The following is a 24,414-nucleotide window of genomic DNA, read 5'->3' on the forward strand; positions in this document are numbered from 1 at the left end:
ATATTGAGAGGAGGTGAGTGAAGTGAAAAAAATCGAAATTAAGGGGCATATTGTTCCAGATGATCACTTGATTGTTTATCAATGGTTTGGTTATACAGCTACAAGTCCAAATTTAGTTAAAAATGCAATTGCTGAAGCAGAAGCTTTAGGCGAAACTGAACTTTTAGTTGAAATTAATAGTGGTGGCGGTTCTGTTTGGGCAGGTGCTGAAATGTATTATGCATTGAAAAAGTTCAATGGAACTGTAAGAGGTGAAATTCCATCGATTGCTGCATCAGCTGCAACATTTCCAGCAATGGCATGTGACCATTTAGCAATGTCTCTTCTAGGTCAAATGATGATTCACCGAGCAAAAAATGGCATTGATGGCAATCAGCAAGATATGCGTAACAATGCTGATTTCTTGAAAAATATCGATGACAGTATTGTTAGTGCATATTTGACAAAAACATCATTATCCCGTGAAGAATTAAATGAAATGATGAAAAAAGATAGTTGGATGACCGCACAACAGGCGCATGAAAATAAATTTATCGATGAAATTTTGTTTGCTAACGAAGCTCCTGACGCTGTAGCAAGTGCTGCACCATTAGATAATAGTACGTTACTTCCACAAGATGTTATCGATAAAGTAAAAGCTGAAATTTTAGCAAGTAAACAAGCGACATCTGATCCATTAAACAGTGTAGAACCTCAAAATCAAACGAAGGAGGATTCACTCATGAATCTGGAAACATTACAAAATGAGCATCCCGAACTGTTCAATCAAGTAAAACAGTTGGGATATGACGAAGGGCAACAAGCTGAAAACGCACGTATTGCCGAGATTGAAGAATTAGCAACACCTGGTAACGAAGCATTAGTTACTGCGGCTAAACAAGATTTAACTCAAAATGCAGCAACATTAGCGGTGGCAATTGTCAAAGCCGAAAAAGCAAAGGGTGCAAATTTTTTAACTAATCGTGAAGCAGATGCTGAGACGGTTAATGCAGTACCTGCTACCCAAGAAGATCCGATTGATACTGCATCAGCTGATGCAAAATTAGCAGCTGAATTAAAAAATATTTGGGGAGGTAATCAATAATGCCAAACTTACGTTCAACAGCCGGTGAGTTTACACCAGACTCACTTATTCCAGATACTTCGTTTCCAGTACAAACGGGTGGCGTGAAATTAGCAAAAGGACAAGGCGTATTATTACGCGGCACCGTGGTTGGTAAAAATACTGATGGTGTATTCGTTCCAGCTAATTCAGCGTCATCTATCGCACCATATGGTGTGTTGGCTGATGATGTTGATACTGGTGGTGAAGATGCTACAACAGATATTGTTGCCGTTGTATATGTATCTGGTCCATTTAATCGTGAAGCGTTGATTTTTGGTGGTAGTGACACAGCTACAACACATGAAGAAACCTTGCGTGAAAAAGGTATTTACTTAAAGGCTGTACTATAAGGAGGAAAGCTTAGATGAATTTATATAAAACGTACACATTATTACAAGCAATCGTAAGTATGCCAAAAACGCATACTTTTTTACGTGACACGTTCTTCCCTAAAAACGAAACATTCGTGACGGAAGAAGTGTTAATCGATTACAAAAAAGGTAAACGTCGCATGGCTCCATTCGTTGCACCACGTGTTGGTGGTATTACGATTAAGCGTGATGGTTATAAAACAGAACGTTTGAAAGCGCCACGTTTAGCACCACAGCGTGCGATGACAATCGATGATGTGTCTACTCGTATGGTTGGGGAAAATATTTTCTCTAATAAAACACCTGCTCAGCGTCAAAACGAGCTTTTAGCCACTGATTTACAAGAGCTTGGTGAATCGATTGATCGCCGCGAAGAATTCATGGCTGCTCAAGTATTATTCACTGGTAAAGTCGATTTAGCTGGTTATGCTGATGATAAGTTAACTGAAAAAGTAGATCAAGAGCTTGATTATGATTTCACACAAAAAGAAACATTATCTGGTGATGATTTGTGGTCAAATTCAAATTCGAATCCATACAACTATTTAGCTGCTGGTCGTAAGCAAATCATCAAAGAGTCTGGGGTTTCACCAGACGTTGTAATTATGGGCGAAAAAGCGGCGGAAGTATTTGTTAATCATCCAAAAATTAAAGAGCTTTTTGACAAATTAAATATCAATTTAGGCTTAATCCAACCAACACTAAAGAATGAAGCTCTAACATTCATCGGTAAACTACCTGGGCTTGGTTTAGAAATTTACACATATGATGAATATTATGAGGATGAAGTGGGCGAGTTACAGCCAATGGTTCCTGTAAATGATATTTTAATCGCAAAAACAGCTCAAGGCGCAATCGCTTATGGTGCAATTACACAACTTGAAGATAAGCGATTCAATACGTATGAGGGCCGTTTAGTTCCGAAACAATGGGCAGATGCTGCAAATGAAACAATTATGCTTCGTTTATCGTCACGTCCTGTTCCAAAGCCAGGCGATGTAAATGGTTGGTTAGTAGCAACTGTACTTTAATCGATGAGGAGGACTTAATGTGAAAGGCTATGTAGTTAAATCAACTATTCGTCATAATGGTTTGCGTTACAAAAAAAGCGATTTTATTCCCGAAAGCACATTAGATGAGCAGTCAGCGAAAAGATTGCTCTTTTTAAATGCCGTTGAAAAGTCATACCAGGATGAAGAGGAGCGAGTTGTGACCAACAATGAAACTGTTTCCTTATCAAAAGTCGTAGAAGAAACTGTTGAGGAAACATTAGACTTAAATTTTGAACCGGAAGAATTGAAAGCTGGAGCAAAAAAGCTAGGGCTTGAGTTTGCAGGTAACATATCGAAGAAAAAATTAATTGCTCTAATTGTTGAAAATGATAAAACGGCATATTTCTTAGATCAATTAGAAGACTAGGAGATGGATCGAATGAATTCTTCATTTAAAGATTTCTTGATGCAAGATATTGATAATGTTTTCGTTAATCAGAATGAATTCTCTGAAAAAGCTATTATTAACTTTGAAGAAATGGAAATTGTATTTGATGATGATGAGGTCAACCCAGCAGATATGAGTAAAAAAGTTGCTACATATGATGTATTATTTCATGTAGCGAGTTCTTATTTTGAGTACATTCCTTTGCCTGGCAAAATGATGGACTTCAACGGAGAAGAATACTTCATTAAACGAGTTAGTGAAAACCTGGGTATGTTAACAATAGGCCTTTCAAGGAATGAATCATGACAATTCGTATCACTGTTGATGCTGCAGCTGTCAGAGAGGTTGAAAGAAAGCTAGGACCATTAGCAAGGAAGGCACCTAATGCAATTTCTAATGCACTTAATCGAGCTGTTACAAATATCAATTCCAATGTAAAAAAAGAAGTGCGTTCTAAATACCATATAAAGGCTGGGGATGTATCGGATACTTTAGATGTGCGCAGGGCAAATGCAGCGGACTTATCAGCCCATGTCATTTCTAAGGGTAAAGTTATTGGACTAGATAAATTCAAGGTTAGTCCAAAAACAGTAAATCCAAAAAGAAAAGGGCAGCTCAAGATTGCCGTAAAAAAAGAAGGAACAAAACAAATCCTCGGTGCATTTGTAGCGAATTTACACGGCATTAAATTATTTGAACGTGATGGTAAAAAACGATCACCAATATCACGTTTAATGGGTCCGTCTGTACCACAAATGATTGGTAATGAAGATATAGTGGCAAAAATAGAGCGTGAAGGGCAACTTACTTATAATAGGCGCTTGGAGCATGAGATTAACTATCTATTAAGTAAACTTTAAAGTTTGGAGAGATTAACATGACCATTTTAAACGTTATGGATGGCTTAGTGGAAAGGTTGGAGGAAGCTTTAAAGGACTTTCCTCTTAGGTTACCTGAGACTGACCAAGTACCATTTAAAATTTTTCGCCATAAAGTACCTGAGCGATTAAGTAAAAAAAATGACTATTCACAAAAGGATGCAGATAAAGAACTGTATCCTTTTGTTGTGATTAAGATTGATCGTGGAAAAAAAGATGCCAACGTTTCCAATCAAGATAACATTTTCAACTTAATTATCGGTTTACGAAATGATGGGAAAGATGGTGAAGGCTATGATGATGTAGCAACTTGCATTCAGACTATCTGGGATGACTTAAACGAAGATCCAATCATTGCGAAATTCCACAGATTAAAATACGAAGCAGAGTGGGCATTTTCAGATGATGACGAAAAACATCCATATTATTACGGTGTTATTCAGCTCATAATTGAATCCCCATCGATGCAATTTGTAGGAGGTTATGAAAGTGGCGAACGAAGGTATTAAAGAAAAAGCTATTGCTATTGGGGAACACACAAAAACTACTACTGAGCAGGTAAGTAAAGCATTAAAGGATGCTGTACCAGTGTACAAAGGAAAAGTGTCACAAAAAATTTATGTCGGTCCTAATTTGTTAGGATTACCTAAATATACGGTGGTTGAATCTATCAAGGTACCACATATTCAAACTTTTATAAAAGATTGCTCTGAGATTGAAAAACTTTTTGTAGCGATTGATGCAATGGCAGAAACTGAAGTACGTATTCAGCAAAAAGGTACACTGGAACATCGCTATTACAATAAAGTGTTTGATTTTTTTAGAATTGGAAAGGGTGATCAATAATGGCTGGATACAAACACGGAGTATATAGCTATGAATTGCCAACATCTATCATCCCTCCTGTCGTGTCTATGGCTGGTTTAACGGTGGTTTTTGGAACAGCTCCGATTCATCTATTAGATGAGCCACAAAAGGCTGTAAATCGAGCAGAAATGGCTTATACGTACAGTGAAGCAGTAAAAAAAATGGGATATAGTGCTGACTTTGATAAATATACAATTTGTGAGGCTATTAGCTCTCATTTTGCGTTATTTGCGGTAGCGCCACTTGTTATGGTTAATGTACTCGATCCTATTAAACATACTGTTACCGGTTCTGAAACTGTGAAAATTACAAAAGGTGAAGGCGTTTTGCAAGCAGATGGTGTACTAAAAGCAAAAGTTGTTGTGAAAAATGGCTCGAATGCTATTGATAAAAAAGATTACGAATTGGAGTTTGATGACGAAGGAAGGCTACACATTTATACAAGTAATGATGGTGAAGTGACTGTAGAATTTGAACGATTAGATCCTTCATTAGTTACAGCATCTGATATTGTAGGTGGGGTATCATTAGACGGATCATACAAGGGTATAGAATTAGTAAATACAGTATTCCCACGTTTCCGTGAAGTACCTGGTATTTTAATCGCACCAAAATTCTCGACGAATCCATTGGTTGCAGCTGTATTAAAGGCAAAATCAAAAAATATTAATGGTCTGTTTCAATGTATGGCGATTGTTGATGTTCCAACATCAGAAGTCACAGATTATACAGCGGTGCCTGAGTATAAAAATATGAAAAACTTAGATGACCCGAACATGATTGTTTGTTGGCCAAAAGTTTCAATCGGTGGCATACAATATCATAAATCGACACAAATGGCGAGTTTGGCCAATTTGATTGATGCTCAAAATGAAGGTTATCCTTACCATGAACCGTCTAATAATAATTTACAGATGGATGCAGCTGTCTTGGAAGATGGTACAGAGATTTTACTTGGCTTGGAACAAGCTAACTATTTAAATGGCCAAGGTATCGTTACTTCTCTTAATTTCATAGGTGGTTGGAAACTTTGGGGACATCGTACAAGTTGCTATCCAGGCAATACAGATCCGAAAGACGCGTTTATCTCTGTGAGACGTGTCTTTATTTATGAGCAAAATCAGTTCATTTTGACGTATTGGCAAAAGGTAGACAAGCCAGGTAATCGTAAATTAATCGATAACATTGTGGATAGTAAAAATATTGATTTAAACGGTAAAGCAGCACGTCAATTTATCTTGGGGGGCCGTATTGAATTTTTACGTGAAGAAAATCCATTAACGGACCTGATCGATGGCATTTACAAATTCCACATTTTCATCACACCTGCTACACCAGGGCGTGAACTTCGAGGATTATTTGAATTTGATCCAAACTATTTTGAAACATTATTCGCATAAAAAGGGGGATAAACGGTGAAAAAAACTGATCAAATTTTAACCAACTTCACGGTTTGGGAAGATGCGGTAAACTGGCTTGGTGCTGCAGATGTTGAGTTACCAAATTTTGAGGCACTGACAGAAACGCTTAAAGGTGCTGGTATCGCAGGTGAGTCTACTACACCAGTAATCGGACATTTTGGATCACAAACAACGAAATTAAATTGGCGCACACTTTCTCTTGATGCAGCAAAATTAGCAGAACCGAAAGTACATGCTCTAGATTTTCGTGGTAACCAACAAATTTTTGATCCATTGAGAGGGTATATCAATCAAGAAGTTGTTGTAAAAACACGTTGTGTACCTACCAACTTCACACCAGGTAAATTTGCCGTGGCAGCTTCTACAGAAACGGCCAATGAATTTGAAGTTCATTACATCAAAATAATGATTGATGGTAAGAGAACAATTGAATTTGATAAATTCAACTTTGTATATTTCGTCAACGGAAAAGATGTCATGGAAGAAGTACGAAAAAATTTAGGATTATCTTAGGGAGGCATTATAGATGACTAAAAATGAAATAGTTTTAAATAAAGATCAAAATGAAGTGCAAGAGGAAGGATTAGAAAATGTAATTACCCTAACCCGCCCAATCACTGTGGAAGATGTAACTTATACAGAGCTAGTTTTAGATTTTGAGAGTTTGACAGGTGCTGATATTGAAAAGGCAGAAATGCAATTCAATGCCGAGAATCCTCAAAATGCAATTACAATGGTGAAAGAAATGGCGAAGGGTTTTGTGGCGATTGTTGCAGCACAAGCAACAGGCGTACATGTAGGTGTTATTCGTAAATTATCAGCATCCGATTACTCAAAGGTGACAATGCGAACAACACTTTTTTTAATGGGTGGAAAATAAATAGTCAACCAACAAGGACCATTCAGCTGATTTGTTTGTACTGTGCTAATCACAGTCATTCATCAGCTGAATTTTTTTTAAATATGACGTTGCGACGTTTGTTTTCCTGGAAGGAAACCATTGAATTTGCACAAGAGATGGCAAAAGAAGGGGGCAAAAGTTAGTGAGCAAAGTTTTTGAATTAGCTTTTAAACTCGGTGCTGAGCTATCAAGTAGCTTTCAACGTTCTTTTGCAGATGCTCAAAGAAGCATGGCTGGTTTGCAAAAATCAGCAGATACATTAAATAGTGTAGGGAAAACTTTGTCTGTTGGTGTAACAGCTCCTGTTTTAGGTTTGGGGGCTGCTGCATTAAAAATCGGTTCAGAATTCGAGGCGTCCATGTCTGAAGTTGCCGCTATTTCAGGTGCTACGGGAAAAGATTTACAGGCATTGGAAGATAAAGCTAGGGAAATGGGTTCCACTACCAAATACAGCGCGAGTGAAGCCGCACAAGCATTAAAATTCATGTCGCTAGCAGGATGGGATAGCGAGAAATCTATCAGTGCTATCGGTGGAGTGCTTAACTTAGCCGCCGCATCGGGCATGGAACTAGCCGCCGCATCTGATTTGGTAACCGACTACATGAGTGCATTTGGTATTGAAGCTGAAAAAAGCGGATACTTTGCCGACGTCATGGCATACGCTCAGAAAAACGCGAATACTTCTGTTGTGCAATTAGGCGATGCCTTTAAAAATACAGCGGCTGTGATGAATGCAGGTGGTCAAGACGTTGAAACGACTACGGCATTTTTAGCAATGATGGCGAACCAAGGATTTAAAGGTGCTGAAGCAGGTACGGCTTTAACTGCAATCATGCGTGATATGACTGCTAAAATGAAAAACGGCGCGGTTGCTATTGGTAAAACAAATGTACAAGTAATGGATGCGCAAGGTAATTATCGAGATTTAACAGACATTTTAACTGATGTGTCAAAAGCGACGAACGGTATGGGTGATGCAGAACGTGCAACGGCTTTGTCCTCCACATTTACAGCCGACTCAATTAAAGGTTTAAACTTAATACTTAATGCTGGTGTAGATGAAGCTGCAAAGTTTGAAGATGGTTTGCGTGGGTCTGCAGGTACTGCCGATGAAATGGCAGCAGTAATGAATGACAACTTACAAGGTCGAATTAAGTCGATGCAATCTGCATTAGAAGAAGTTGCAATTGTGATATACCAAAACATTCAACCTGCGTTAGAAAAAGGCGTAGCATTCATTCAGAATTTAGCGGATAAGTTCAACGGGCTAACACCCGCTATGCAAAATACCATAATCGTATTAGGTGTTACTGCAGCTGCTATTGGTCCTGTATTAGTAGCAATGAGTGTATTAATTAAATCATTTATGACTGTACGTTCAGCTATTGCAGGTGTTAGAGGTGCTTTAGCAGGATTGAAATTAGTTATGATGGCTAATCCAATCCTACTCGTTGTAGGTGCATTAGCGGCTCTTGCAGCTGGGTTATATTTTGCGTATCAAAAATCAGAAACTTTTAGAAATGTTATAAATCCGCTATTAGATGTTTTAAAAAATGTATTCGTTTCAGGTGTATCACAGATTGGTTCGACTGTTTCGGAGATCTTGCCAAAAGTCATTGAAGCTTTTAAATCTTTGGCAACACCAATTAAAAATTTAGGAGCTATGGTTCTACCTCTATTAATTTCTGCAGCGGAAAAAGTTTTTCCAACACTTGTAATGATTGTTGAGACAGCAGCACCGATTATTAAATCGCTCATTTCTTCCCTTGCAGAGATTTTTACAAACGGTATCATTCCAGCTATAAAATCGTTACTTTCAATTGTTGAGGCAGTTTTTCCAATTATCCAATTTGTCATAGAAAATGCACTTACATTAATCACTGGCATTATTCAGGCAGCGATGGCACTTTTGCAGGGAGACTGGTCTGGAGCATGGGAAATCATAAAAGAAACAGCTACAACAATTATGGATAATATTGTTTCATTCTTCTCTAATATCAACCTTTATGATATAGGTGTAGCCGTTATTAATGGCTTGATTGAAGGCATCAAATCAATGGGTGGAGCTGTTTTAGGAGCGATTGGTAACTTAGTACCCGAACCTATAAAAGGAGTTGCTAGTAAACTCTTAAAGAATCTACCTGGCTTTGCTGAAGGTGGTATTGTGGGCAATCCAACATTAGCATGGATTGGTGAAGGTGGCGATACAGAGGCAGTAATACCATGGAATAATAGTCAACGTAGTAAAGATTTATGGTTACAAACAGGGCAGCAATTAGGCATGCTAAAAGATAATGGTGTATTTGACAACATGCAGCACCAGGTATCCATGCAGATGCAAGCAAATGAAAGTCCTGCTATAAGCCCTGGTCAAGTTGCACAATCTGTGCCAAATCAAAATAATTCAAATGTGATTCAACTAACTTATAATCCACAATACAACGTACAAAGACCTGAGGACCTAGAACAGGTGAAACAACATGCGGATAAGGACAAAGATGATTTAGAAGCACGTATAGCTGAGTTTGATCGTGATAAGAGGAGGAAGTCATTTGGTGACTAATACGTATACAACAATTTCTGGCGATGAGTGGGATGGTATTTGCCATAAGTATTATGGACCAAATGGTGAAATGCTAATGGATAAAGTTATGCATACGAATCCTACTTATATGAATATTGCAGTATTTCCAGCAGGTATCAAATTAATGATGCCTGTTTTTACTTTAGAAGAAACCCAAAATACAGATGATTTACCACCTTGGATGAGGTGATTCTAATGACAAATACAAGACGTGCCATTGCTAATATTACGTACATGGGTGTAAATATTACACAAGATATTGCACCATACTTGAAGTCCTTCACATTCAATGATAATGAGGGAGAAAGTGACGATATTTCAATTGAATTGGAAGATAGAGAACGAAAATGGCAAGGTCCTTGGTTGCCGCGCAAAGGCGATAAAATCAGTGCTTCAATTGAGTTACGCAATTGGTATAAAGAAGGTGCATCAGTCAAGTTAAATTGCGGAACGTTTTTTGTTGACGATGTCAGTTTTAAAGGACCACCAGATACAGTATCAATTAAAGCGTTGTCTGTACCATTTACAAAAGGGGGCAAAGACACAAAAAAAACAAAGGCTTGGGAGAATGCAACATTGCAAGGCATTTTAACAGAAGTTGCAAAAGAAGCAGGTTTGAAATTAGTGTATGATGCGCCCACATTTCTGTATGATCGTGTGGAACAAGATAAAAAAACACCACTTGCATTTGCAAAGTCTTTAGCAAAACGTGAAGGTCTAGCGACAAAAGTAACGAAAGAGCAACTCGTTGTTTATGATGAGTTGCGATACGAACAAAAAAGCACTGTAAGAACAATTACACGTGGCGAAGATGATGTGAAAAGTTATGATTTTAAAGAGACAGCTGCTGAAGAACAATATGCAAAAGTGGAATTGTCATATTTCGATAGTAAAACAAAAAAGAACATTAAATATGTTTACAATGTACCCGGCGTAAAAGATGGTCCGACATTAAAAATAAACAAGCGTGCTAAAAATTTAGAGGAAGCAAAACGTTGGGCACAAGCTGAAGCACGTAATAAAAACAAAGGTTCCAAGAGTGGGAAAATTACACTAATGGGGAATGAAAAGATGGTTCAAGGTGTAACTGTGAACATTAAAAATTTCGGAGCTTTTGACGGAAAATATTTCATTGAATCATCGAGCCATAATGTAACAGGCGGCTATACAACAGATATTAATTTGCGGGAGGTGCTTAGCTATTGAGTAAAGGCGGAATGGAAAATACACCATTTGAAACAATTCGAAAAGGGCTTGTTTCCTCCGTAAATCGCAAGAATTGCACTGTTAGAGTGTATTTTCCTGATTGGGATGAAAAAGTGTCAGATGAGTTACCAGTCATGCAAAAGAACACTCTTAATACCAAATATTATTGGATGCCAGAAGTTGACGAGCAAGTTATTTGTGCATTTTTCGCAAATGGCACAGAGGAAGGCGTAGTGCTTGGTGCAATTTATTCTGAGGCAGATAAAGTTCCACAAGAGTTTCTTGAATCTGATGATTGCGATGGCGTGCTTTTTTCGGATGGCACACTTATTCGTTACGATGCTACAAATCATATCTTACTGATTGATGTAAAAGGCGAAATTGAAATTAAAGCTGATAAAAATATTCGAGCAAAATCCGGAGAAAAAATTTATTTAAATTAGAGGTGATAGTATGCCCGAAGCAATACGTTTTGGAGATATATGTACAGGACATGATGATTGGGGACCTAGACCAAACGATGAAGCTTCAACAAACGTTTTAATCAATGATCTAGGGGCACATCGAAAAGGGGATCATTGGATTCCTCATTGTAATAGTGTACCTGAATGTCATGATTCCACAGCAGCGAATGGTAGTCCTGATGTATATGTGAATGGTAAGCCATTGTGTAGAGTTGGCGATCCAGTCGCATGTGGCTCATCCATGGGATCAACACATAGCCCAGACGTTATCGTAAATGGTTAGGAAGTGATGAATTATGATAGGTGTATGGGGTGATGTAGTATTTACAGTATCAGATCAAAAAATCAATACGTTTGATAATTTTAAACGCACTGAAACGGCACGCTGGTCAAAGCATGATATTCACGGTCAAAAACAGAAATCAGAATTCATTGGATTAGAAGCAGGAAATATTTCGTTTACAATGCATTTTTCAGCTTTCCACGGAGTAAACCCAATTGCGGAACTGGATAAATTCATTAAATATGCAAGAAGTGGTGTAGCCCATACTTTAATAATTGGAACAAAACGTGTGGGTGTTGGAAAATGGTACATGCCTGGGACGGATCAATCGTGGGATTATATTGATAATCGAGGGAACATTTTAACTGCAGGTTTAAATATAACAATGGAGGAGTATGTATGACGAAATATACATTAACTTATAATCCATCTAATATAAATTTTAGACCAGAGAATGTGCTCGAAGAAATATTTCAAAATATCAATACAATTTTAGGTACGTACAAATTTAGCGTTCCACTATTTCGAGATTTTGGTTTTGCAGCTGAATTCATCGATAGACCAATGAGCATTTTACATCCACTATTTGTACGCGAGGTTGTGGAAACTGTGGAAAAATACGAACCACGTGCCATTGTAGAAGAAGTAAAAATGACAGCTGAAATAGACGGTAAAGCTTATCCAATTATTATTTTTAGTTTGAAAAGTGGGGTGAAGGTATGACACAAGTTGTTTTGCCTGAAATAAATTTTTTAACCACTGATGCACAAGAATTAGTCAATGAAATTATTACATTATATGAACAAGAAGAAGGAAGAAAACTCAGTCAAGCAGATCCATTACGGCTCATTTTCTTATCGTTAGCATCAGTCATTACTAAGCAAAATGTTGCAATTAATGACGCTGCCAAACAGAATTTATTGTATTATGCACGCGATAAAGTGTTGGATCATAAAGGTGCTGAAATGACGACACCACGTTTGGAAGCAACAGCAGCTACGACAACATTACGTTTACATTTATCGGTACCTCTTACTTCATCAAGGATAATTGAACGAGGCGCACTGGCAACTTCCAACGAAGGGGCTATTTTTTTTGCAACGGTTGAAGAAACGGCTATTAGTCCAGGTGTAGATTATGTAGATGTGGAACTAGAATGCACAACAAAGGGTGAAATAGGAAATGGATTTACGATTGGTCAAATTAACACCTTGGTTAAGCCATTGCCATATGTTAGTCACGTTGAAAATATATCCGTATCTGAGGGTGGTGCAGAGCGCGAAGCTGATGAACCTTATCGTGAACGCATTTATTTAGCACCAGAAAGCCTCACAAATGCAGGAAGTGAAGGAGCATATATGTACTTTGCTAAAAGTGCTTCTGCATTAATTAGTGATGTTTATGTGTATATGCCAATGCCAGGTTATGTTGATATTAAAATTTTATTGAAAGACGGCCAGTTACCATCAGATGAAATGATTGATAAAGTATTAAAAGCTGTCAGTGGAAAAACTGTTCGCCCATTAACTGATAATGTAAGTGCTGGTGCACCAACCGTTATTTCATTTGATTTAGACATGACATATTTCATAGAAACAAATGCTGTAGATAAAACGCTAGTACATCAAAAAATACAAACGGCTGTAGCTGAGTGGCTAGTATGGCAGCAATCTAAAATCGGTCGAGATATTAACCCTTCAAAATTAATTTCATTGTGTATTAAAGCAGGAGCAAAACGGGTGGATATTAGAAATCCTGCATTTACGGTAGTTGAACAGGGAGAAGTAGCACAATTGGATATGTCAAATGTGCATTTTGGGGGTGTAGAAGATGATTGATTTAAAAAAGAATACTCTTTTACGCGAAATTCCCGATAACTTACTTCATGATAAAAAAGTTGTCAATCTAGCAAAAGCTTTACAAAATTCGTTAGATAAGATGCTTGGATGGACTGACAAAATCAATTATACGATGAATCTTGAAAACCTAGATGATGCTGTGTTAGACCATTTACTGTGGGAAAAGCATATTACCTGGTCAGAAGGGTTAGAGCTAGTAAAGACTCGCGATCAAAAAATTAAATTCATTGAAAAAGCGATTGCCTTACATCGTTTAAAAGGGACACCAGCTGCATTAGAGTTGGTGTTTTCTGTTTTAGATAAACCATGTGAACTGCAAGAATGGTTTGAATATGATGGAGAGCCCTATCATTTTAAAGTGGAAATCAATACGTTGACTATCACAAATGATGAATTGAAGTTGTTGCGAAAGTTAATTCATGAATATAAAAATGTTCGTTCCTGGCTTGATTTTGTCTCAATTAAAATGCCACAGACACACTATATCGAATTGGAATCAGACCAATATCAATACCCTATTTATTTACCAATCTGTGGAACCTTCCATTGCGAAGGGATGCCAGGGAAAATACAAGAAAAAACATTGGAGTTACAAAAGGTAAATTACACATACCCTGTCTATTTACCGATTTGTGGCGAGATATATCTGAATGAGGTGATGGACGAATGGTGACTCGTATAGTCATTGACCGTACCCTAGATTTTTTAAAAAATATGGCTAAGAAAGCAATTGTTACTATCGATGATCAACAAAAAGAAATAGAGTTCCATTCTCAATTAATTGAAAGTGACACGGTGAAGACATATGTGTATTTAAATGATGGGCATGGTGTAGTGACAGAAGCCAAATTGGTAGATGAGCATGGCATTGAATTAGATAAGTACGCTGTACAGATAGAGCAGAGTGAGGACGGTTTAATGATTGTATTTACCTTATCTGTTGTATTGAAAGGAGTGATACAAAATTGAGATTTTCATTTAAAAACGATTATGTCTTACTACATTGGAAAGACCGTATATGGAAGATTGGTCCTGGTGGTAAATTAATTCCCAAAAAAGATGATGTTGGCGAGGTTATGCTCAATCCATTAACCGGGCTACCCTTTTACGAAACAATTGAGGAAGGTACTCGTGTAGCAGCAAAGCGCCTGAATCACATGGATTTAGGTATTTATATGGCACATGAATTTTTAGTAGAATTAGCTTCTTTGGTCAGACGGATGCAAATACAGCTCGAACTTGATGGACGTGTACCAGGTAATTCGGGTACGTTTTCAGATACTTTGGACGGTAACACAAATAAAATCACGTTAGATAAAACATTGACTGATATAATCGAGCCCGTTGTTATTGGGACCACAGTATTAAAGGTTGCAAGTATTGATGGTTTTACACCATTTACGCAAGTAACTATTTTTGATGATCTGCATAGCGAGAACGTCATTATCACATCCGTTGGAACCAATACAATCACTGTCCAAGCACTGCAGCATAATTATAAAAAAGGTGCAAAAGTAGCTCGTAGTAATGTAGCCATCGATACAACATTGTCAGAGATGGGTATTGGTAATTGGCAGACATACAAGGTTGATTTAGTGGAGGTGGTTTAGGATGGCTTTATATTATTGGAATAGATATTTTGCTTCAGCAAAAAATACTTTTGCATTGCAGTATATTTCAGCAGACAATCTTATGGGTTTTAGATGGGAAGATGATTATTTGATAATATCTCCTCCATCAGAAAATATCAAATGGACAAATGATGGCGATATTTACAGTTCTTATGGTAGAAGTAGAAAAGTTACTCAATATGATGTGAATCAATTTGCTGTTTCAGGACGTACCGTATACTATCTGACAAATTATATACATTCCCAAAGTAGTAGGGAGTATTTCAACACTAATATATATGAACTGAAACTTACCCAAACCAACTACGAAAAAGGTTCGTTCATTTCAACATTTCAAGCGGACGCAAACGCCTATACAAACAACGCAAGAAACGCAGATGGATATTGGTATGAAAGAGGTGCAAAAGTAAACACTGCACCTACATCTACACAAATACCTACACAATCAACTAAAAAGGATTTAACTGTCACAATTAATCTAGCCAATTATTTTAGTGATCCGCAGGGAGATGCATTAACCTATTCTGTATCGTCAGGCAATCCAAGTGTAGCGACAGCAACAATCTCAGGTAGCACATTAACCTTGATTGGCAAAGAAATTGGTAGTGTATGGATTACAGTCGATGCAAATGATGGCGAATTTACTACTTCACAAGGCTTTGCATTAAATGTAACTAATACAGCGCCAACGGTATCTGTAACTTCTCCAACCGCAAATATGACACTGTATGAAAATGATGTATTTAACATCGCTGGATCAGCAGCTGATGTAAATGCCAATCAATCTGTGACGATATATGGCCAAGTTAATCTTGAGTCAAAATTTGTAATGGGAATAGGACTAAGTAATGCTGCCATTCCGTTTAGCAAACAGCTTAAATTTAAAGGTGGCAGGCTATTTGACGGTGATATAGGTGTTACAAGGAATTTAACCGATGGCATACCACATACGCTAAAAATATGGGCTCAGGATAGTGATGGTGGGCAATCTACAATAGTAGAGCATGCATTTTACGTAGTACCAAACCGTCCGCCAATCTTAACAGTAGATGCTGTGCAACCGTCAGGCATCATTAATACAGACAAGTTTTCAATATCAGGTACAGCGAGCGACCCAGACAAAAATCCTGTTACAGCTGCTTATCGATTAAATGGAGGCAATAGCGTAGAGTTGGAAATTGTAGAAGGTAAATGGGCTTTTGATATTACACTAGCTCAATTGCAAGTTGGTCAAAATACAATTGTTGTAGAGCTGATGGACAGTTACGATTTTAAGGTTTCTAAAACCATCAAATTAAATAAAAATGAAGTCAACACGCCTATTTTGCAATCTGTTGCTCGCTACAAAATCGAGCCACCAAAGGGATCTGCAAAGGGCGTTTTATTATTCCTGGAACGTGACGAAGATATGGAGCTTGAAGTCTCGTTATCAATGACGTTAGCTGGTGAGCAGGAGCAATATGTTATTTTAACACCTGAAAATACAGCACCTATGCCAAATCAAAATAATGTCGTAGAGGATACCTTTTACCATGAAGCAAACGAGCCGAAAAACAATATCATTCTCAAGCTTTCAACATCGCGTGAGACTGTAGACATCCATCACAAAATCCACTTAATATCGGGGGTTGTTGAGTAATGGCGTTAGAGTATAAAGAGCGTGATCCAAGTGGTGAATTAGGTGCACCAAAAAAGGCTGGAACCGATGAAACAACAGAAGAAAGAGCTGCACGTTTAGAGCAAGAAAATAAAATACTGAGGCTACAAAATCAAGCCAACACAGAGCGCATGGATTTCATGGAGGACCTGATTGCAGAAATTGCAACGAAGGTGTATGGATGATGCGCTTTTTACTATGGATTTTGTTGTATTTGAAGGGAGGTGAAACCATGATGGCTATGTTTTTCGCACAACGAGTAATCTTAGAAAAAACAAAATTCAGTGAAGTACCTTCATCTTTACAAGAGGGTGTTAAAGAAATCTTAGAGGAATCAGGAGTAGGTTTTTTAGCTGAATAAACAAATGCAGGAGGTGCGGTTATGATTGAGTTTTTTGCCGACTTGATTAAACTTACGCCAGTACAACATTTATTAAAACATTGGAGTTATTGGCTTATGTACCTAGTAATGCTATTTGGCATGTTAGCTATATCATCCAAATTCCCAAGCGTTTGGGAATTTACCTCAAACGTAAAAAAGAGGCTTGCTAAAAAGCGAGCCTCTTAAATACTTAATAAGAACGAATGTTCCTATCCGATATTCATTATTACATATCGGAGGGAAAAAGTATATGAACATTAACAAAAATACGATTTACAACATGGATTGCCTAGAAGGTATGAAATACATACCTGACAAATCGGTTGATATGATTCTATGTGATTTACCTTATGGAACTACAAATTGTAAGTGGGATTCTATCATTCCGTTTGAACTTTTGTGGGAACAGTATGAAAGAATAATTAAAGACAACGGAGCAATTGTATTAACAGCAAGCCAGCCATTTACAAGTAAATTAGTTATGTCTAATCCTAAACTTTTTAGATATGAATGGATTTGGAAGAAGGGTAATCACGTTACAGGGTTTCCAAATGCTAATAGGATGCCTTTAAAAAACCATGAAAATGTATGTATTTTTTATAAAAAGCTGCCGACTTACAATCCGCAAGGTGTAGAGTATGTTAAACCAAAAGTCGTTATTAAAAATTCTCCTAGAATGCAAGTGTTAGGAAAAAATAACGATACCTTGAATAAACCACATGTTATTAAGAAGAAAAACTATCCTAAGTCAGTTGTAGATTTTCCGCGTGACAGTGGTACTTGGCATCCAACACAAAAGCCTTTAGCATTATTTGAATACCTGATTCGTACTTATTCAAATGAAGGTGAAACGGTGTTAGACAATTGTATGGGTGGTTTTACAACTGCGGTAGCCTGTGACAGCACAGGACGTTCCTGGATTGGCTTTGAATTAGAACTTGGTTACTGTGAAAAAGGGCAAGAACGTATTAATGCAAATAGACAAAATTTAAATCTACATCAAGTAGAAATTATAAAAATATGAAGTCACAAGTCTATGGAGACTGTGACTTTTTATTATGTAAAAAAGGAAGGTATCTTATGGACATTACACAATTAATTCAACATCCGATTTTATCGTTAGTACCAAAGCCAATACTTTATATGTTTTTAGCTTATTTAGTGTTCAAAGTTCTAGATTTTACGACAGGTCTTTTAAAGACTTGGAAAAAGGTTGTCGGGTATAAATCAGCAATTATGCGTGACGGTATCATTAGATGGATTGGCGAGTTAGTAGGAATTGTTTTTGTGATTATTTTAGATTTAATGTTTGGTCTTAATTTTTATTTAACAGGTTTTACATTAGCTCTGTTCTTATATAAAGAGGGTGGCAGTATTGCAGAAAATCTTCAAACCATTGGAGTAGATATGCCTGGTATCGTTGATGAAACATTAGAAAAACTGAACAAGGAGAGTGAACGAAAATGACCAGCGTAACTACTACATGCCGAGATCTTGCCGAGTTATTACCCGTTTCGCAAACAGCTTGCCGATTACTATTTCAAGAGTGTTTTAAAGCTGGTATTAAAAACATTTTCATCACTGAAACATATCGCTCACAAGAACGCCAAAAATACCTATATGCTCAGGGTCGTACTAGACCTGGGCAGATTGTAACATGGACTTTAGATAGTAATCATAAGTCACGTCTAGCTTGGGATATTGCCGTAGGTCCTCCACAGTCTTTATATGATGTAACAACACTTGCTCGAGTAGGTGCCATTGCAAGAAAGTTAGGTATTACGTGGGGTGGTGATTGGGTTGGTAGTATTGACCGACCACACTTTGAAGTTAAATCATCATGGAAGATGCCTGCAGGTTATAAGTTAGGAAAAATAATCGTACCAAGCAACAGCAAAATGCAAGTACAACTAATCGTAGAGGATAAAAAGGAGGAAATAAAAGTGGCTCAAACATGGAACCCTGGTTCACCAGCTATGAAAACTGAAACAGAAAACTTTATTGCACAGGCGGTTAAAGACGGCATTATTCAGGAATCTCATTTGAAAGATTTACAGAATGGTACAATGACGACTGATCGTTTAATTGGGTTATTTATTACGATTCAACAGCGACGTAGCAAATAACTGCAAAGCCCAGGTACTCAATTAATTTTGAACCTGGGCTTTTTTTATTTCCAGAAATTACACTTGCTAAAATACAAACATTTGTTCTAAAATAATACAAACAAACGTTCTTGTAAGGGAGTGTAATGACATGAAAGAACAACTGATTAAATCAATGAAACATAATCAAATTGTAAGTATGATGTACATTGCTCAAGATGGGAAAGTGTCAAAACGTAGTATAAAGATTATTAAAATTATTGGTGACTCGTTTCAGGCATACTGTTTCAGCAGAAAAGCCAAGCGTACATTTACAATTAGTAATGTCTTGGCGGTTGTTCCAGTCATCCATAAAGAATGTGAAATCATATGTTAAAAGCAGAACAACGCAGTTTGTTACACAAATTTGTAATACATGATTTAGCTATTCAATCATTACAGCGTGACTTTGCTGTTATCGAAAATTTAAAAATGGTGAAAGTATATGCACCAATAATTGATAGTCTATTAAAGGCAATAACAAATGATTATTACAACACCAAAAGGCTATTGGCAAAGGAAAAAATAAAGTTTGTTAAGTGGGAAAAGGTAGGGGAGTATTTCAGTGATTTAACTGTTACCACACCTGGAGAGGATGAAGTATTACGCTATGCTAATCAAGCCTTGAAAACACAGGTTGAAGAATTACTTTTAAGCCATATAAACAAATGACCAGGACTCACTTCATAAATGAGTACCTGGTCTTTTTGTATTTATTCATCATATGGTCTAAACTTTTTATAAAGCTCAATTCCTTTTTAATGTGTGTTTCACAATAAATAATACTAACCATAACATGGAAACTGTAAAGCCTACCCACTTGATTACACTCATTGAATCAAAATCCAAGTCCACTAAAAAAATAGCAACTATGATGAATACTAACCAGTCAGTCGATGATATTCTTTTCATATAATTATGGAGGATGTTATAATTTCAATAGAGAGGGAGCTGTAACTCCCTCTGCTACTTTGCTTATTCCTCGTCCTCGTCTTTGCGTTTCATCCAGTCGATTATATCAAGTGAGCCCTTGATACTTGCGATGATTGCTGCAATTATAAGGATGAGGTTTTTTAATTCCTCCATCTTGTTCACCTCCTTTCTATACTTTAATTATACATCATTTGATATATAAATCAAGTGATTTATAAAAACTTTTTTATTTATTTTGCAAGATGATTGTCATAGTATTCACCAAGCTTTTCAGCTACACCTAATCCCATACGACTGATGTCACTAACACCATCTACATAGCGTTTAATTGCCCCCTGTGTAAGCCCACACTCTTTAAAGATTCGATACGATGTATGTTCACCCTCACCATTTTTAGCAGCCTGTGCAGCCTTAACAACTGCCTCAACTTTTTCTGTAAGTTTCATGCCTAACACTCCTTTTTTAAATTTAATTATAAATCATATGAAATATAAATCAAATGATTTCTATGCCAAAGAAAAAAGCCACTCACTTGAGTGACTAATTTATGTTTACCAAGAACCGATTGTTTTGCCGAAAATCTTCACATCGTCCGTCATAAATTCAATCTCAGAAGCCGCAATCACAGCATCAGACATCGGTTCATCATCATTGGGCACGAATTTATCTGTATAAACAGTGAACTGTGCAATTTTATTAGCGCCTTGTTTAACGTTTATTCCGATAGTTTTGGCGCCCTTTACATCGACTTGTTGTACGAAATCATACATTTGGTTCACGACGTGCTGTGTAGCTAAGCCAGGACTAATAGCTTCGCTCATACTGATAATCAGTGTAACATGATTGTTCAAGTCAATGGCATCTGTCACATCAACGGCTTGCGCGTATTCAAAAACAGATGTATCAATTATGTGATTCGATTTTTCAGCGGTAGTAGGCTCTTCCTTTACAACTTCCTCCTCTTTCGATTTTTGCTCAGCAATAGCCTTTTCCTCAGCTTCTTTAGCTTTTCGTTCTTCCTCTTCTTTCGCCTTTAACTCAGCATCTTTTTTAGCTTGTTCAGCCTCTTTTTCATCTAATTCTTCCTGAGCCGCATCTGTTTCTTCAGCTTTTTCCTCACTACAAGCAGCAAGCAATAATGCTGACATAGCTCCTATGTATAAAAATTTTTTCATTAGTGTATTCCTCCCTTTATATTTCCATTTTAGGAAATTGAGAGTGAAAAGTACATATAAAAAAACAGACAACCAATATTAGTTATCTGTTTCCTCAGTTTCTTCTACTTCAACAATTTTAAATAATTCATTCATATCAGTTATATCAAATGCATTCAACAATTCGTTAAGTGACGCCTTTGGATAGCTTTTTTGTTTACCATTTACCATTTCACTTACAGCGCGGTTTGTTAGATTCGTACGTTCCACTAAATCTTTTTGTTCCCAATCACGTTCCGCAAGTAACACACGTAATCGTAATTTCAACTCTTTTTTTCCCAAACAATCCACCTCTCCCTCAATATGTATTGCATAATCCAATTATAAATTAAATTAATCAATTACGCAATTTGTAATTGACTTATCTTTTTGTTTTATTTATTATGTAATTAAGTTATAAGATGCATAGTTTATTTACACATTTAAAAAATTAAATACGAAAGGCGGAATTGGAATGAAAAAATATTCAATTGAAGAAGCATTAAAAGCTTCTGGTTATACGTGGGTAGAAATTGAAGAAATGTCGGAACAGGAAATTCAACAAGCAATAGTCGAGAACAACTTCCGTTATTGCGAACGTTGTTGGAATTATGTACACACTGATGATTTTAACGGTGAGCAAGACCTATGTGATGGTTGCATTTAAAAACTGAACAGGGGGCATTCATTGAGTGCTCTCGATTGAGTTTTTAAATTTAAAGGAGGTTACCAATATGGTTATTTACGTAATCCATTTATATGGAAGCAAAGGAACAGCAACTGTTGTTGATACTGGTTATAAAAAGTTAGAACGTGCTCAAAACATTTTGAAAAATATTGGCTTTGAAATGGTAGATGAAACTAATTTTAGAAAGTCAATGGAATCTGGTAACGTGCAAAAGGCTCAAATTGTTGAAGTGCATTTTTATGATTAGTAGTAAGTGAAATGGGGAAGCGAGGTGAAAAACGATGGCATTCGAATACTTAGCACAATATACAACATTTAATAGTGTAATCGATATGGATCAGCATGTGGAAGAGCATATCCAGCAACATTTTTATGAGCTAACAGAATCAGAACGCGCCATCGTTTTCAAGCTTGCTAGTCATAGCCTTGAATATCCAGGTGCATGTCATCTTAAAGCGAGTACCATTGCTGCAGCATTGGAGATCAGTACAAAAACGGTTTATCGTAGCGTTAAAAAGTTAGAGGAATTAGGCATCATCGAAAAGGTACCAGGTACAAAGTTAAACGGCATTAAAGGGGCTAGTATTTATCGTATTTTACCTTATGTCCTATCGAGCGTGTCCCAACGAGAGACAGCCGATAAAGCTAGTAGTATCAAGGGTACCGGACATTTTTCAGAAAACCAACCATCTAGTTCTTTTAATCTTTTAACAAGCACTTTACAGCAAGTATATAATAACGCTCACGCTGAAAAAGAAGCTCGTAAGGAATACATGAATGAGTACCAAGTGATGCTATTTGATTTTATGCACTCACTGCCTTTACGTGATGATTTAAAGGACCAACTACATAAATGTGTACTGGCTACAAAAATGAACGATATACGTGATTTTGTGAACGCTAAAGACGTTTTAGCTAACATTATCCGTGATATTGTGAACGGTACATTAACGATTACTAGTACATTAAGAGCCGTATTTGTAGGGGCATATAGTAAAGCTGTGGAGCGTTTGAGTAGGAAGGTGAATAAATCTCCTTATATAGAAGAAACTCCTTATAAAGTGCGTCCGGTGCCTTTTTATAACTGGTTGAATGAACGTGATAACCTTTCACAATCAATGGTGCATAGTGAACCATCGTTAGATAATTGGCTAGAGTGGTAAGGTGGGGAAATAAATCTAAATGAAGGTAACACAGGGTATTATTAAACTTACGTAGCAGGATTGTTCCATTATGTTACAATTTAGGATATATACTTTTGATTTATAAAGGAGGGTAGGTCGAATATGAAAGGATTGTTCAAATTATTTATAGGGTTATTTTTAATCTCAATATTAACAGGTTGTATTGGTGAAGATTATGATGTGGGGGTGCCAACTGCTCATATATATTTTGAAGGGTTATCTTTAGAGTTTCAATTAACAGAAGCAAATGTCAGTTGGAAAACGGAAAGTGAAGAAGTGGAGAAAACAAAAGAAGATATTATTAAATACGCATCATCATTGGATGAGATAAAGGTTTTTCCAGGTGAAAAGGCGAAGTTGGACTTTAGAGAGAATAAAAATAATGGTGGGGATATATGGACTGATCCAAAAATAAATATTGCCTTATTAAAAGATGGCAAACGAACAGAACTTATTTTGGATGACTTTAGAGAATTCCAATTCCCAACAGATAAAGGGAATTATGTATTGGAAGTTGAATTTATTATTTCATCTGGATATGCTCAATATTTAGGGAATGTTCTAATTCAGTGATTAGCACATAGCTATTGTTTAAGTAACGGATGCTTTAATTAAATAATCCATAAAAGACCACTCCGTGATGGGTGGTCTTAATTTTTATATGGTGTTACATGGTGTGGAGATAATTAAAAAGACCACCCATAATTGAGTGGTCTGTGCTATTATTTATCATTAATTATCGTGAATTTTAACACCAATTTAACACCAAGTGAGGTTTTTGCAATATTGTTAAATGGTTATTGAACTTTCATAAGTAGCCCTAAACCCTTGGTACATCTAAGTTAGAGAAAAAGCCGCGTATGCCGTAGTTATTATAGAAAGTTTTAAACCACCACTCCTCAAAGTGGGTGTTCGCAGAAGCTTTCCTGCATATCCTCATGCACCTTGGTGTGAGGCCCGTCATTCCAACTCCAATAATAAAACTCCCTTTTACAGCTTAAAGGTTAAAACTTAATATTATACGAACAATGCAGCCTTTAAAGATATAATAAGGGATGATAAACAAACTTGCAAGTAAGATGGTTTAGGTAAAAAAGTCAATGGGCAAGCATCCCAATTCATATTACTTTACTCTAAATGAGCATTTTTAAATACAAAAATTACCATACGCGAATCAATGACAGGTACCCTAAGCTACTTGTAACTCATTTTTGATTTGTTCA

38 protein-coding genes and 1 other RNA gene are annotated in these 24,414 nt (G+C 36.8%); 35 read left to right on the forward strand and 4 right to left on the reverse strand.

What is annotated here, in order from left to right; translation table 11 throughout:
- The first annotated feature begins 22 nt into the window (after positions 1-22).
- From ACQKIM_RS17930 to ACQKIM_RS18080, 31 genes are all read left to right on the forward strand, one after another.
- On the forward strand, positions 23-1,084 hold the full coding sequence (locus ACQKIM_RS17930; protein ID WP_427546346.1) for a head maturation protease, ClpP-related: 1,062 nt from the start codon (positions 23-25) through the stop codon (positions 1,082-1,084).
- Complete coding sequence (locus tag ACQKIM_RS17935) at positions 1,084-1,455, forward strand: head decoration protein (protein WP_427546348.1); 372 nt, start codon at positions 1,084-1,086, stop codon at positions 1,453-1,455. The genes ACQKIM_RS17930 and ACQKIM_RS17935 overlap by 1 nt, the downstream gene beginning before the upstream one ends.
- Before the next feature lie 14 nt (positions 1,456-1,469).
- The gene (locus ACQKIM_RS17940) at positions 1,470-2,507 is read left to right on the forward strand and encodes a major capsid protein (protein WP_427546350.1); all 1,038 of its coding nucleotides are present in this window, start codon (positions 1,470-1,472) and stop codon (positions 2,505-2,507) included.
- Positions 2,508-2,526: 19 nt separating this feature from the next.
- On the forward strand, positions 2,527-2,895 hold the full coding sequence (locus ACQKIM_RS17945; protein ID WP_427546351.1) for a hypothetical protein: 369 nt from the start codon (positions 2,527-2,529) through the stop codon (positions 2,893-2,895).
- A 12-nt stretch (positions 2,896-2,907) separates the two neighbouring features.
- Complete coding sequence (locus ACQKIM_RS17950; RefSeq protein WP_427546353.1) at positions 2,908-3,222, forward strand: hypothetical protein; 315 nt, start codon at positions 2,908-2,910, stop codon at positions 3,220-3,222.
- On the forward strand, positions 3,219-3,776 hold the full coding sequence (locus ACQKIM_RS17955; RefSeq protein WP_427546355.1) for a phage tail protein: 558 nt from the start codon (positions 3,219-3,221) through the stop codon (positions 3,774-3,776). The genes ACQKIM_RS17950 and ACQKIM_RS17955 overlap by 4 nt, the downstream gene beginning before the upstream one ends.
- Positions 3,777-3,793: 17 nt before the next feature.
- The gene (locus ACQKIM_RS17960; protein ID WP_427546357.1) at positions 3,794-4,303 is read left to right on the forward strand and encodes a hypothetical protein; all 510 of its coding nucleotides are present in this window, start codon (positions 3,794-3,796) and stop codon (positions 4,301-4,303) included.
- Positions 4,284-4,640: a hypothetical protein gene (locus tag ACQKIM_RS17965; protein ID WP_427546359.1), complete on the forward strand. Its 357-nt coding sequence runs from the start codon at positions 4,284-4,286 to the stop codon at positions 4,638-4,640. Before ACQKIM_RS17960 ends, ACQKIM_RS17965 begins: the two co-directional genes overlap by 20 nt.
- A complete protein-coding gene (locus ACQKIM_RS17970) occupies positions 4,640-6,061 on the forward strand; it encodes a phage tail sheath family protein (RefSeq protein ID WP_427546361.1) in 1,422 nt (473 codons plus the stop codon). Before ACQKIM_RS17965 ends, ACQKIM_RS17970 begins: the two co-directional genes overlap by 1 nt.
- A 15-nt stretch (positions 6,062-6,076) precedes the next feature.
- A complete protein-coding gene (locus tag ACQKIM_RS17975; RefSeq protein WP_427546362.1) occupies positions 6,077-6,595 on the forward strand; it encodes a phage major tail tube protein in 519 nt (172 codons plus the stop codon).
- A gap of 13 nt (positions 6,596-6,608) precedes the next feature.
- A complete protein-coding gene (locus tag ACQKIM_RS17980) occupies positions 6,609-6,962 on the forward strand; it encodes a phage tail assembly protein (RefSeq protein WP_427546364.1) in 354 nt (117 codons plus the stop codon).
- A gap of 163 nt (positions 6,963-7,125) precedes the next feature.
- Positions 7,126-9,546 carry a phage tail tape measure protein gene (locus tag ACQKIM_RS17985; RefSeq protein ID WP_427546366.1) on the forward strand — a complete coding sequence of 807 codons (2,421 nt, stop codon included), beginning with the start codon at positions 7,126-7,128 and terminating at the stop codon, positions 9,544-9,546.
- Positions 9,539-9,757: a tail protein X gene (locus tag ACQKIM_RS17990; RefSeq protein ID WP_427546428.1), complete on the forward strand. Its 219-nt coding sequence runs from the start codon at positions 9,539-9,541 to the stop codon at positions 9,755-9,757. Before ACQKIM_RS17985 ends, ACQKIM_RS17990 begins: the two co-directional genes overlap by 8 nt.
- A 5-nt stretch (positions 9,758-9,762) precedes the next feature.
- Positions 9,763-10,773, forward strand: a complete 1,011-nt coding sequence (locus tag ACQKIM_RS17995) for a phage late control D family protein (RefSeq protein WP_427546368.1) — start codon at positions 9,763-9,765, stop codon at positions 10,771-10,773.
- Positions 10,770-11,216, forward strand: coding sequence for a phage baseplate assembly protein V (locus ACQKIM_RS18000; protein WP_427546370.1), 447 nt, complete (start codon positions 10,770-10,772; stop codon positions 11,214-11,216). The genes ACQKIM_RS17995 and ACQKIM_RS18000 overlap by 4 nt, the downstream gene beginning before the upstream one ends.
- A 10-nt stretch (positions 11,217-11,226) precedes the next feature.
- The gene (locus tag ACQKIM_RS18005) at positions 11,227-11,520 is read left to right on the forward strand and encodes a PAAR domain-containing protein (protein WP_427546372.1); all 294 of its coding nucleotides are present in this window, start codon (positions 11,227-11,229) and stop codon (positions 11,518-11,520) included.
- Positions 11,521-11,533: 13 nt separating this feature from the next.
- The gene (locus tag ACQKIM_RS18010; protein WP_427546374.1) at positions 11,534-11,923 is read left to right on the forward strand and encodes a phage tail protein; all 390 of its coding nucleotides are present in this window, start codon (positions 11,534-11,536) and stop codon (positions 11,921-11,923) included.
- Positions 11,920-12,243: a hypothetical protein gene (locus ACQKIM_RS18015; protein ID WP_427546376.1), complete on the forward strand. Its 324-nt coding sequence runs from the start codon at positions 11,920-11,922 to the stop codon at positions 12,241-12,243. Before ACQKIM_RS18010 ends, ACQKIM_RS18015 begins: the two co-directional genes overlap by 4 nt.
- Positions 12,240-13,358, forward strand: coding sequence for a baseplate assembly protein (locus tag ACQKIM_RS18020; RefSeq protein WP_427546378.1), 1,119 nt, complete (start codon positions 12,240-12,242; stop codon positions 13,356-13,358). The genes ACQKIM_RS18015 and ACQKIM_RS18020 overlap by 4 nt, the downstream gene beginning before the upstream one ends.
- Positions 13,351-14,052, forward strand: a complete 702-nt coding sequence (locus ACQKIM_RS18025) for a phage tail protein (RefSeq protein ID WP_427546380.1) — start codon at positions 13,351-13,353, stop codon at positions 14,050-14,052. Before ACQKIM_RS18020 ends, ACQKIM_RS18025 begins: the two co-directional genes overlap by 8 nt.
- Positions 14,046-14,348, forward strand: coding sequence for a hypothetical protein (locus ACQKIM_RS18030; RefSeq protein WP_427546382.1), 303 nt, complete (start codon positions 14,046-14,048; stop codon positions 14,346-14,348). The genes ACQKIM_RS18025 and ACQKIM_RS18030 overlap by 7 nt, the downstream gene beginning before the upstream one ends.
- Entirely contained in the window at positions 14,345-14,989 is a 645-nt protein-coding gene (locus ACQKIM_RS18035) for an integrase (RefSeq protein ID WP_427546384.1), read from the forward strand. The genes ACQKIM_RS18030 and ACQKIM_RS18035 overlap by 4 nt, the downstream gene beginning before the upstream one ends.
- A 1-nt stretch (position 14,990) precedes the next feature.
- Positions 14,991-16,649 (forward strand): hypothetical protein, encoded by a 1,659-nt coding sequence (locus ACQKIM_RS18040; RefSeq protein WP_427546386.1) that lies wholly within the window; start codon positions 14,991-14,993, stop codon positions 16,647-16,649.
- On the forward strand, positions 16,649-16,852 hold the full coding sequence (locus tag ACQKIM_RS18045; RefSeq protein WP_427546388.1) for a hypothetical protein: 204 nt from the start codon (positions 16,649-16,651) through the stop codon (positions 16,850-16,852). Before ACQKIM_RS18040 ends, ACQKIM_RS18045 begins: the two co-directional genes overlap by 1 nt.
- A 47-nt stretch (positions 16,853-16,899) precedes the next feature.
- Positions 16,900-17,028 carry a hypothetical protein gene (locus ACQKIM_RS18050; protein ID WP_427546390.1) on the forward strand — a complete coding sequence of 43 codons (129 nt, stop codon included), beginning with the start codon at positions 16,900-16,902 and terminating at the stop codon, positions 17,026-17,028.
- A 21-nt stretch (positions 17,029-17,049) separates the two neighbouring features.
- Entirely contained in the window at positions 17,050-17,235 is a 186-nt protein-coding gene (locus ACQKIM_RS18055) for a hypothetical protein (protein WP_427546392.1), read from the forward strand.
- Positions 17,236-17,299: 64 nt separating this feature from the next.
- On the forward strand, positions 17,300-18,073 hold the full coding sequence (locus ACQKIM_RS18060) for a DNA-methyltransferase (RefSeq protein ID WP_427546395.1): 774 nt from the start codon (positions 17,300-17,302) through the stop codon (positions 18,071-18,073).
- A 56-nt stretch (positions 18,074-18,129) separates the two neighbouring features.
- Complete coding sequence (locus ACQKIM_RS18065) at positions 18,130-18,516, forward strand: phage holin family protein (RefSeq protein ID WP_427546398.1); 387 nt, start codon at positions 18,130-18,132, stop codon at positions 18,514-18,516.
- Positions 18,513-19,175, forward strand: coding sequence for a M15 family metallopeptidase (locus ACQKIM_RS18070; protein ID WP_427546401.1), 663 nt, complete (start codon positions 18,513-18,515; stop codon positions 19,173-19,175). The genes ACQKIM_RS18065 and ACQKIM_RS18070 overlap by 4 nt, the downstream gene beginning before the upstream one ends.
- Positions 19,176-19,305: 130 nt before the next feature.
- The gene (locus ACQKIM_RS18075; protein WP_427546403.1) at positions 19,306-19,530 is read left to right on the forward strand and encodes a transcriptional regulator; all 225 of its coding nucleotides are present in this window, start codon (positions 19,306-19,308) and stop codon (positions 19,528-19,530) included.
- Entirely contained in the window at positions 19,524-19,865 is a 342-nt protein-coding gene (locus tag ACQKIM_RS18080; RefSeq protein WP_427546405.1) for an aconitate hydratase, read from the forward strand. Before ACQKIM_RS18075 ends, ACQKIM_RS18080 begins: the two co-directional genes overlap by 7 nt.
- A gap of 491 nt (positions 19,866-20,356) precedes the next feature.
- On the opposite strand, the gene ACQKIM_RS18085 is transcribed toward ACQKIM_RS18080, so the two are convergent.
- The 3 genes from ACQKIM_RS18085 to ACQKIM_RS18095 form a co-directional block, all read right to left on the reverse strand.
- Entirely contained in the window at positions 20,357-20,572 is a 216-nt protein-coding gene (locus ACQKIM_RS18085; protein ID WP_403008393.1) for a hypothetical protein, read from the reverse strand.
- A gap of 105 nt (positions 20,573-20,677) precedes the next feature.
- A complete protein-coding gene (locus ACQKIM_RS18090; protein WP_427546408.1) occupies positions 20,678-21,301 on the reverse strand; it encodes a hypothetical protein in 624 nt (207 codons plus the stop codon).
- Positions 21,302-21,379: 78 nt separating this feature from the next.
- Complete coding sequence (locus ACQKIM_RS18095; RefSeq protein WP_427546411.1) at positions 21,380-21,622, reverse strand: helix-turn-helix domain-containing protein; 243 nt, start codon at positions 21,620-21,622, stop codon at positions 21,380-21,382.
- Positions 21,623-21,794: 172 nt separating this feature from the next.
- On the opposite strand from ACQKIM_RS18095, the gene ACQKIM_RS18100 reads away from it, so the two are divergent.
- The 4 genes from ACQKIM_RS18100 (at position 21,795) to ACQKIM_RS18115 (ending at position 23,764) form a co-directional block, all read left to right on the forward strand.
- A complete protein-coding gene (locus ACQKIM_RS18100; protein ID WP_427546414.1) occupies positions 21,795-21,986 on the forward strand; it encodes a hypothetical protein in 192 nt (63 codons plus the stop codon).
- A gap of 67 nt (positions 21,987-22,053) precedes the next feature.
- Positions 22,054-22,254 (forward strand): hypothetical protein, encoded by a 201-nt coding sequence (locus ACQKIM_RS18105; protein ID WP_427546417.1) that lies wholly within the window; start codon positions 22,054-22,056, stop codon positions 22,252-22,254.
- A 34-nt stretch (positions 22,255-22,288) separates the two neighbouring features.
- Complete coding sequence (locus ACQKIM_RS18110) at positions 22,289-23,170, forward strand: helix-turn-helix domain-containing protein (protein ID WP_427546420.1); 882 nt, start codon at positions 22,289-22,291, stop codon at positions 23,168-23,170.
- A gap of 123 nt (positions 23,171-23,293) precedes the next feature.
- On the forward strand, positions 23,294-23,764 hold the full coding sequence (locus ACQKIM_RS18115; protein ID WP_427546423.1) for a hypothetical protein: 471 nt from the start codon (positions 23,294-23,296) through the stop codon (positions 23,762-23,764).
- A gap of 274 nt (positions 23,765-24,038) precedes the next feature.
- On the opposite strand, the gene ssrS is transcribed toward ACQKIM_RS18115, so the two are convergent.
- Positions 24,039-24,231: non-coding RNA, 6S RNA (gene ssrS / locus ACQKIM_RS18120), on the reverse strand.
- Between the last annotated feature and the right edge of the window lie 183 nt (positions 24,232-24,414).

The sequence above is a fragment of the Lysinibacillus sp. NPDC047702 genome, assembly GCF_050272555.1.
Classification (GTDB): Bacteria; Bacillota; Bacilli; order Bacillales_A; family Planococcaceae; genus Lysinibacillus.

What these genes read in the sequence shown, in the direction of transcription:
- ACQKIM_RS17935 (WP_427546348.1), top strand. Translation starts at nt 1,084, where the DNA reads ATGCCAAACTTACGTTCAACAGCCGGTGAGTTTACACCAGACTCACTT.
- ACQKIM_RS17940 (WP_427546350.1), top strand. Translation starts at nt 1,470, where the DNA reads ATGAATTTATATAAAACGTACACATTATTACAAGCAATCGTAAGTATG.
- ACQKIM_RS17950 (WP_427546353.1), top strand. Translation starts at nt 2,908, where the DNA reads ATGAATTCTTCATTTAAAGATTTCTTGATGCAAGATATTGATAATGTT.
- ACQKIM_RS17955 (WP_427546355.1), top strand. Translation starts at nt 3,219, where the DNA reads ATGACAATTCGTATCACTGTTGATGCTGCAGCTGTCAGAGAGGTTGAA.
- ACQKIM_RS17960 (WP_427546357.1), top strand. Translation starts at nt 3,794, where the DNA reads ATGACCATTTTAAACGTTATGGATGGCTTAGTGGAAAGGTTGGAGGAA.
- ACQKIM_RS17970 (WP_427546361.1), top strand. Translation starts at nt 4,640, where the DNA reads ATGGCTGGATACAAACACGGAGTATATAGCTATGAATTGCCAACATCT.
- ACQKIM_RS17980 (WP_427546364.1), top strand. Translation starts at nt 6,609, where the DNA reads ATGACTAAAAATGAAATAGTTTTAAATAAAGATCAAAATGAAGTGCAA.
- ACQKIM_RS17995 (WP_427546368.1), top strand. Translation starts at nt 9,763, where the DNA reads ATGACAAATACAAGACGTGCCATTGCTAATATTACGTACATGGGTGTA.
- ACQKIM_RS18005 (WP_427546372.1), top strand. Translation starts at nt 11,227, where the DNA reads ATGCCCGAAGCAATACGTTTTGGAGATATATGTACAGGACATGATGAT.
- ACQKIM_RS18010 (WP_427546374.1), top strand. Translation starts at nt 11,534, where the DNA reads ATGATAGGTGTATGGGGTGATGTAGTATTTACAGTATCAGATCAAAAA.
- ACQKIM_RS18015 (WP_427546376.1), top strand. Translation starts at nt 11,920, where the DNA reads ATGACGAAATATACATTAACTTATAATCCATCTAATATAAATTTTAGA.
- ACQKIM_RS18020 (WP_427546378.1), top strand. Translation starts at nt 12,240, where the DNA reads ATGACACAAGTTGTTTTGCCTGAAATAAATTTTTTAACCACTGATGCA.
- ACQKIM_RS18025 (WP_427546380.1), top strand. Translation starts at nt 13,351, where the DNA reads ATGATTGATTTAAAAAAGAATACTCTTTTACGCGAAATTCCCGATAAC.
- ACQKIM_RS18030 (WP_427546382.1), top strand. Translation starts at nt 14,046, where the DNA reads ATGGTGACTCGTATAGTCATTGACCGTACCCTAGATTTTTTAAAAAAT.
- ACQKIM_RS18040 (WP_427546386.1), top strand. Translation starts at nt 14,991, where the DNA reads ATGGCTTTATATTATTGGAATAGATATTTTGCTTCAGCAAAAAATACT.
- ACQKIM_RS18045 (WP_427546388.1), top strand. Translation starts at nt 16,649, where the DNA reads ATGGCGTTAGAGTATAAAGAGCGTGATCCAAGTGGTGAATTAGGTGCA.
- ACQKIM_RS18050 (WP_427546390.1), top strand. Translation starts at nt 16,900, where the DNA reads ATGATGGCTATGTTTTTCGCACAACGAGTAATCTTAGAAAAAACAAAA.
- ACQKIM_RS18055 (WP_427546392.1), top strand. Translation starts at nt 17,050, where the DNA reads ATGATTGAGTTTTTTGCCGACTTGATTAAACTTACGCCAGTACAACAT.
- ACQKIM_RS18060 (WP_427546395.1), top strand. Translation starts at nt 17,300, where the DNA reads ATGAACATTAACAAAAATACGATTTACAACATGGATTGCCTAGAAGGT.
- ACQKIM_RS18065 (WP_427546398.1), top strand. Translation starts at nt 18,130, where the DNA reads ATGGACATTACACAATTAATTCAACATCCGATTTTATCGTTAGTACCA.
- ACQKIM_RS18070 (WP_427546401.1), top strand. Translation starts at nt 18,513, where the DNA reads ATGACCAGCGTAACTACTACATGCCGAGATCTTGCCGAGTTATTACCC.
- ACQKIM_RS18075 (WP_427546403.1), top strand. Translation starts at nt 19,306, where the DNA reads ATGAAAGAACAACTGATTAAATCAATGAAACATAATCAAATTGTAAGT.
- ACQKIM_RS18080 (WP_427546405.1), top strand. Translation starts at nt 19,524, where the DNA reads ATGTTAAAAGCAGAACAACGCAGTTTGTTACACAAATTTGTAATACAT.
- ACQKIM_RS18085 (WP_403008393.1), bottom strand. Translation starts at nt 20,572, where the DNA reads ATGAAACTTACAGAAAAAGTTGAGGCAGTTGTTAAGGCTGCACAGGCT.
- ACQKIM_RS18090 (WP_427546408.1), bottom strand. Translation starts at nt 21,301, where the DNA reads ATGAAAAAATTTTTATACATAGGAGCTATGTCAGCATTATTGCTTGCT.
- ACQKIM_RS18100 (WP_427546414.1), top strand. Translation starts at nt 21,795, where the DNA reads ATGAAAAAATATTCAATTGAAGAAGCATTAAAAGCTTCTGGTTATACG.
- ACQKIM_RS18105 (WP_427546417.1), top strand. Translation starts at nt 22,054, where the DNA reads ATGGTTATTTACGTAATCCATTTATATGGAAGCAAAGGAACAGCAACT.
- ACQKIM_RS18110 (WP_427546420.1), top strand. Translation starts at nt 22,289, where the DNA reads ATGGCATTCGAATACTTAGCACAATATACAACATTTAATAGTGTAATC.
- ACQKIM_RS18115 (WP_427546423.1), top strand. Translation starts at nt 23,294, where the DNA reads ATGAAAGGATTGTTCAAATTATTTATAGGGTTATTTTTAATCTCAATA.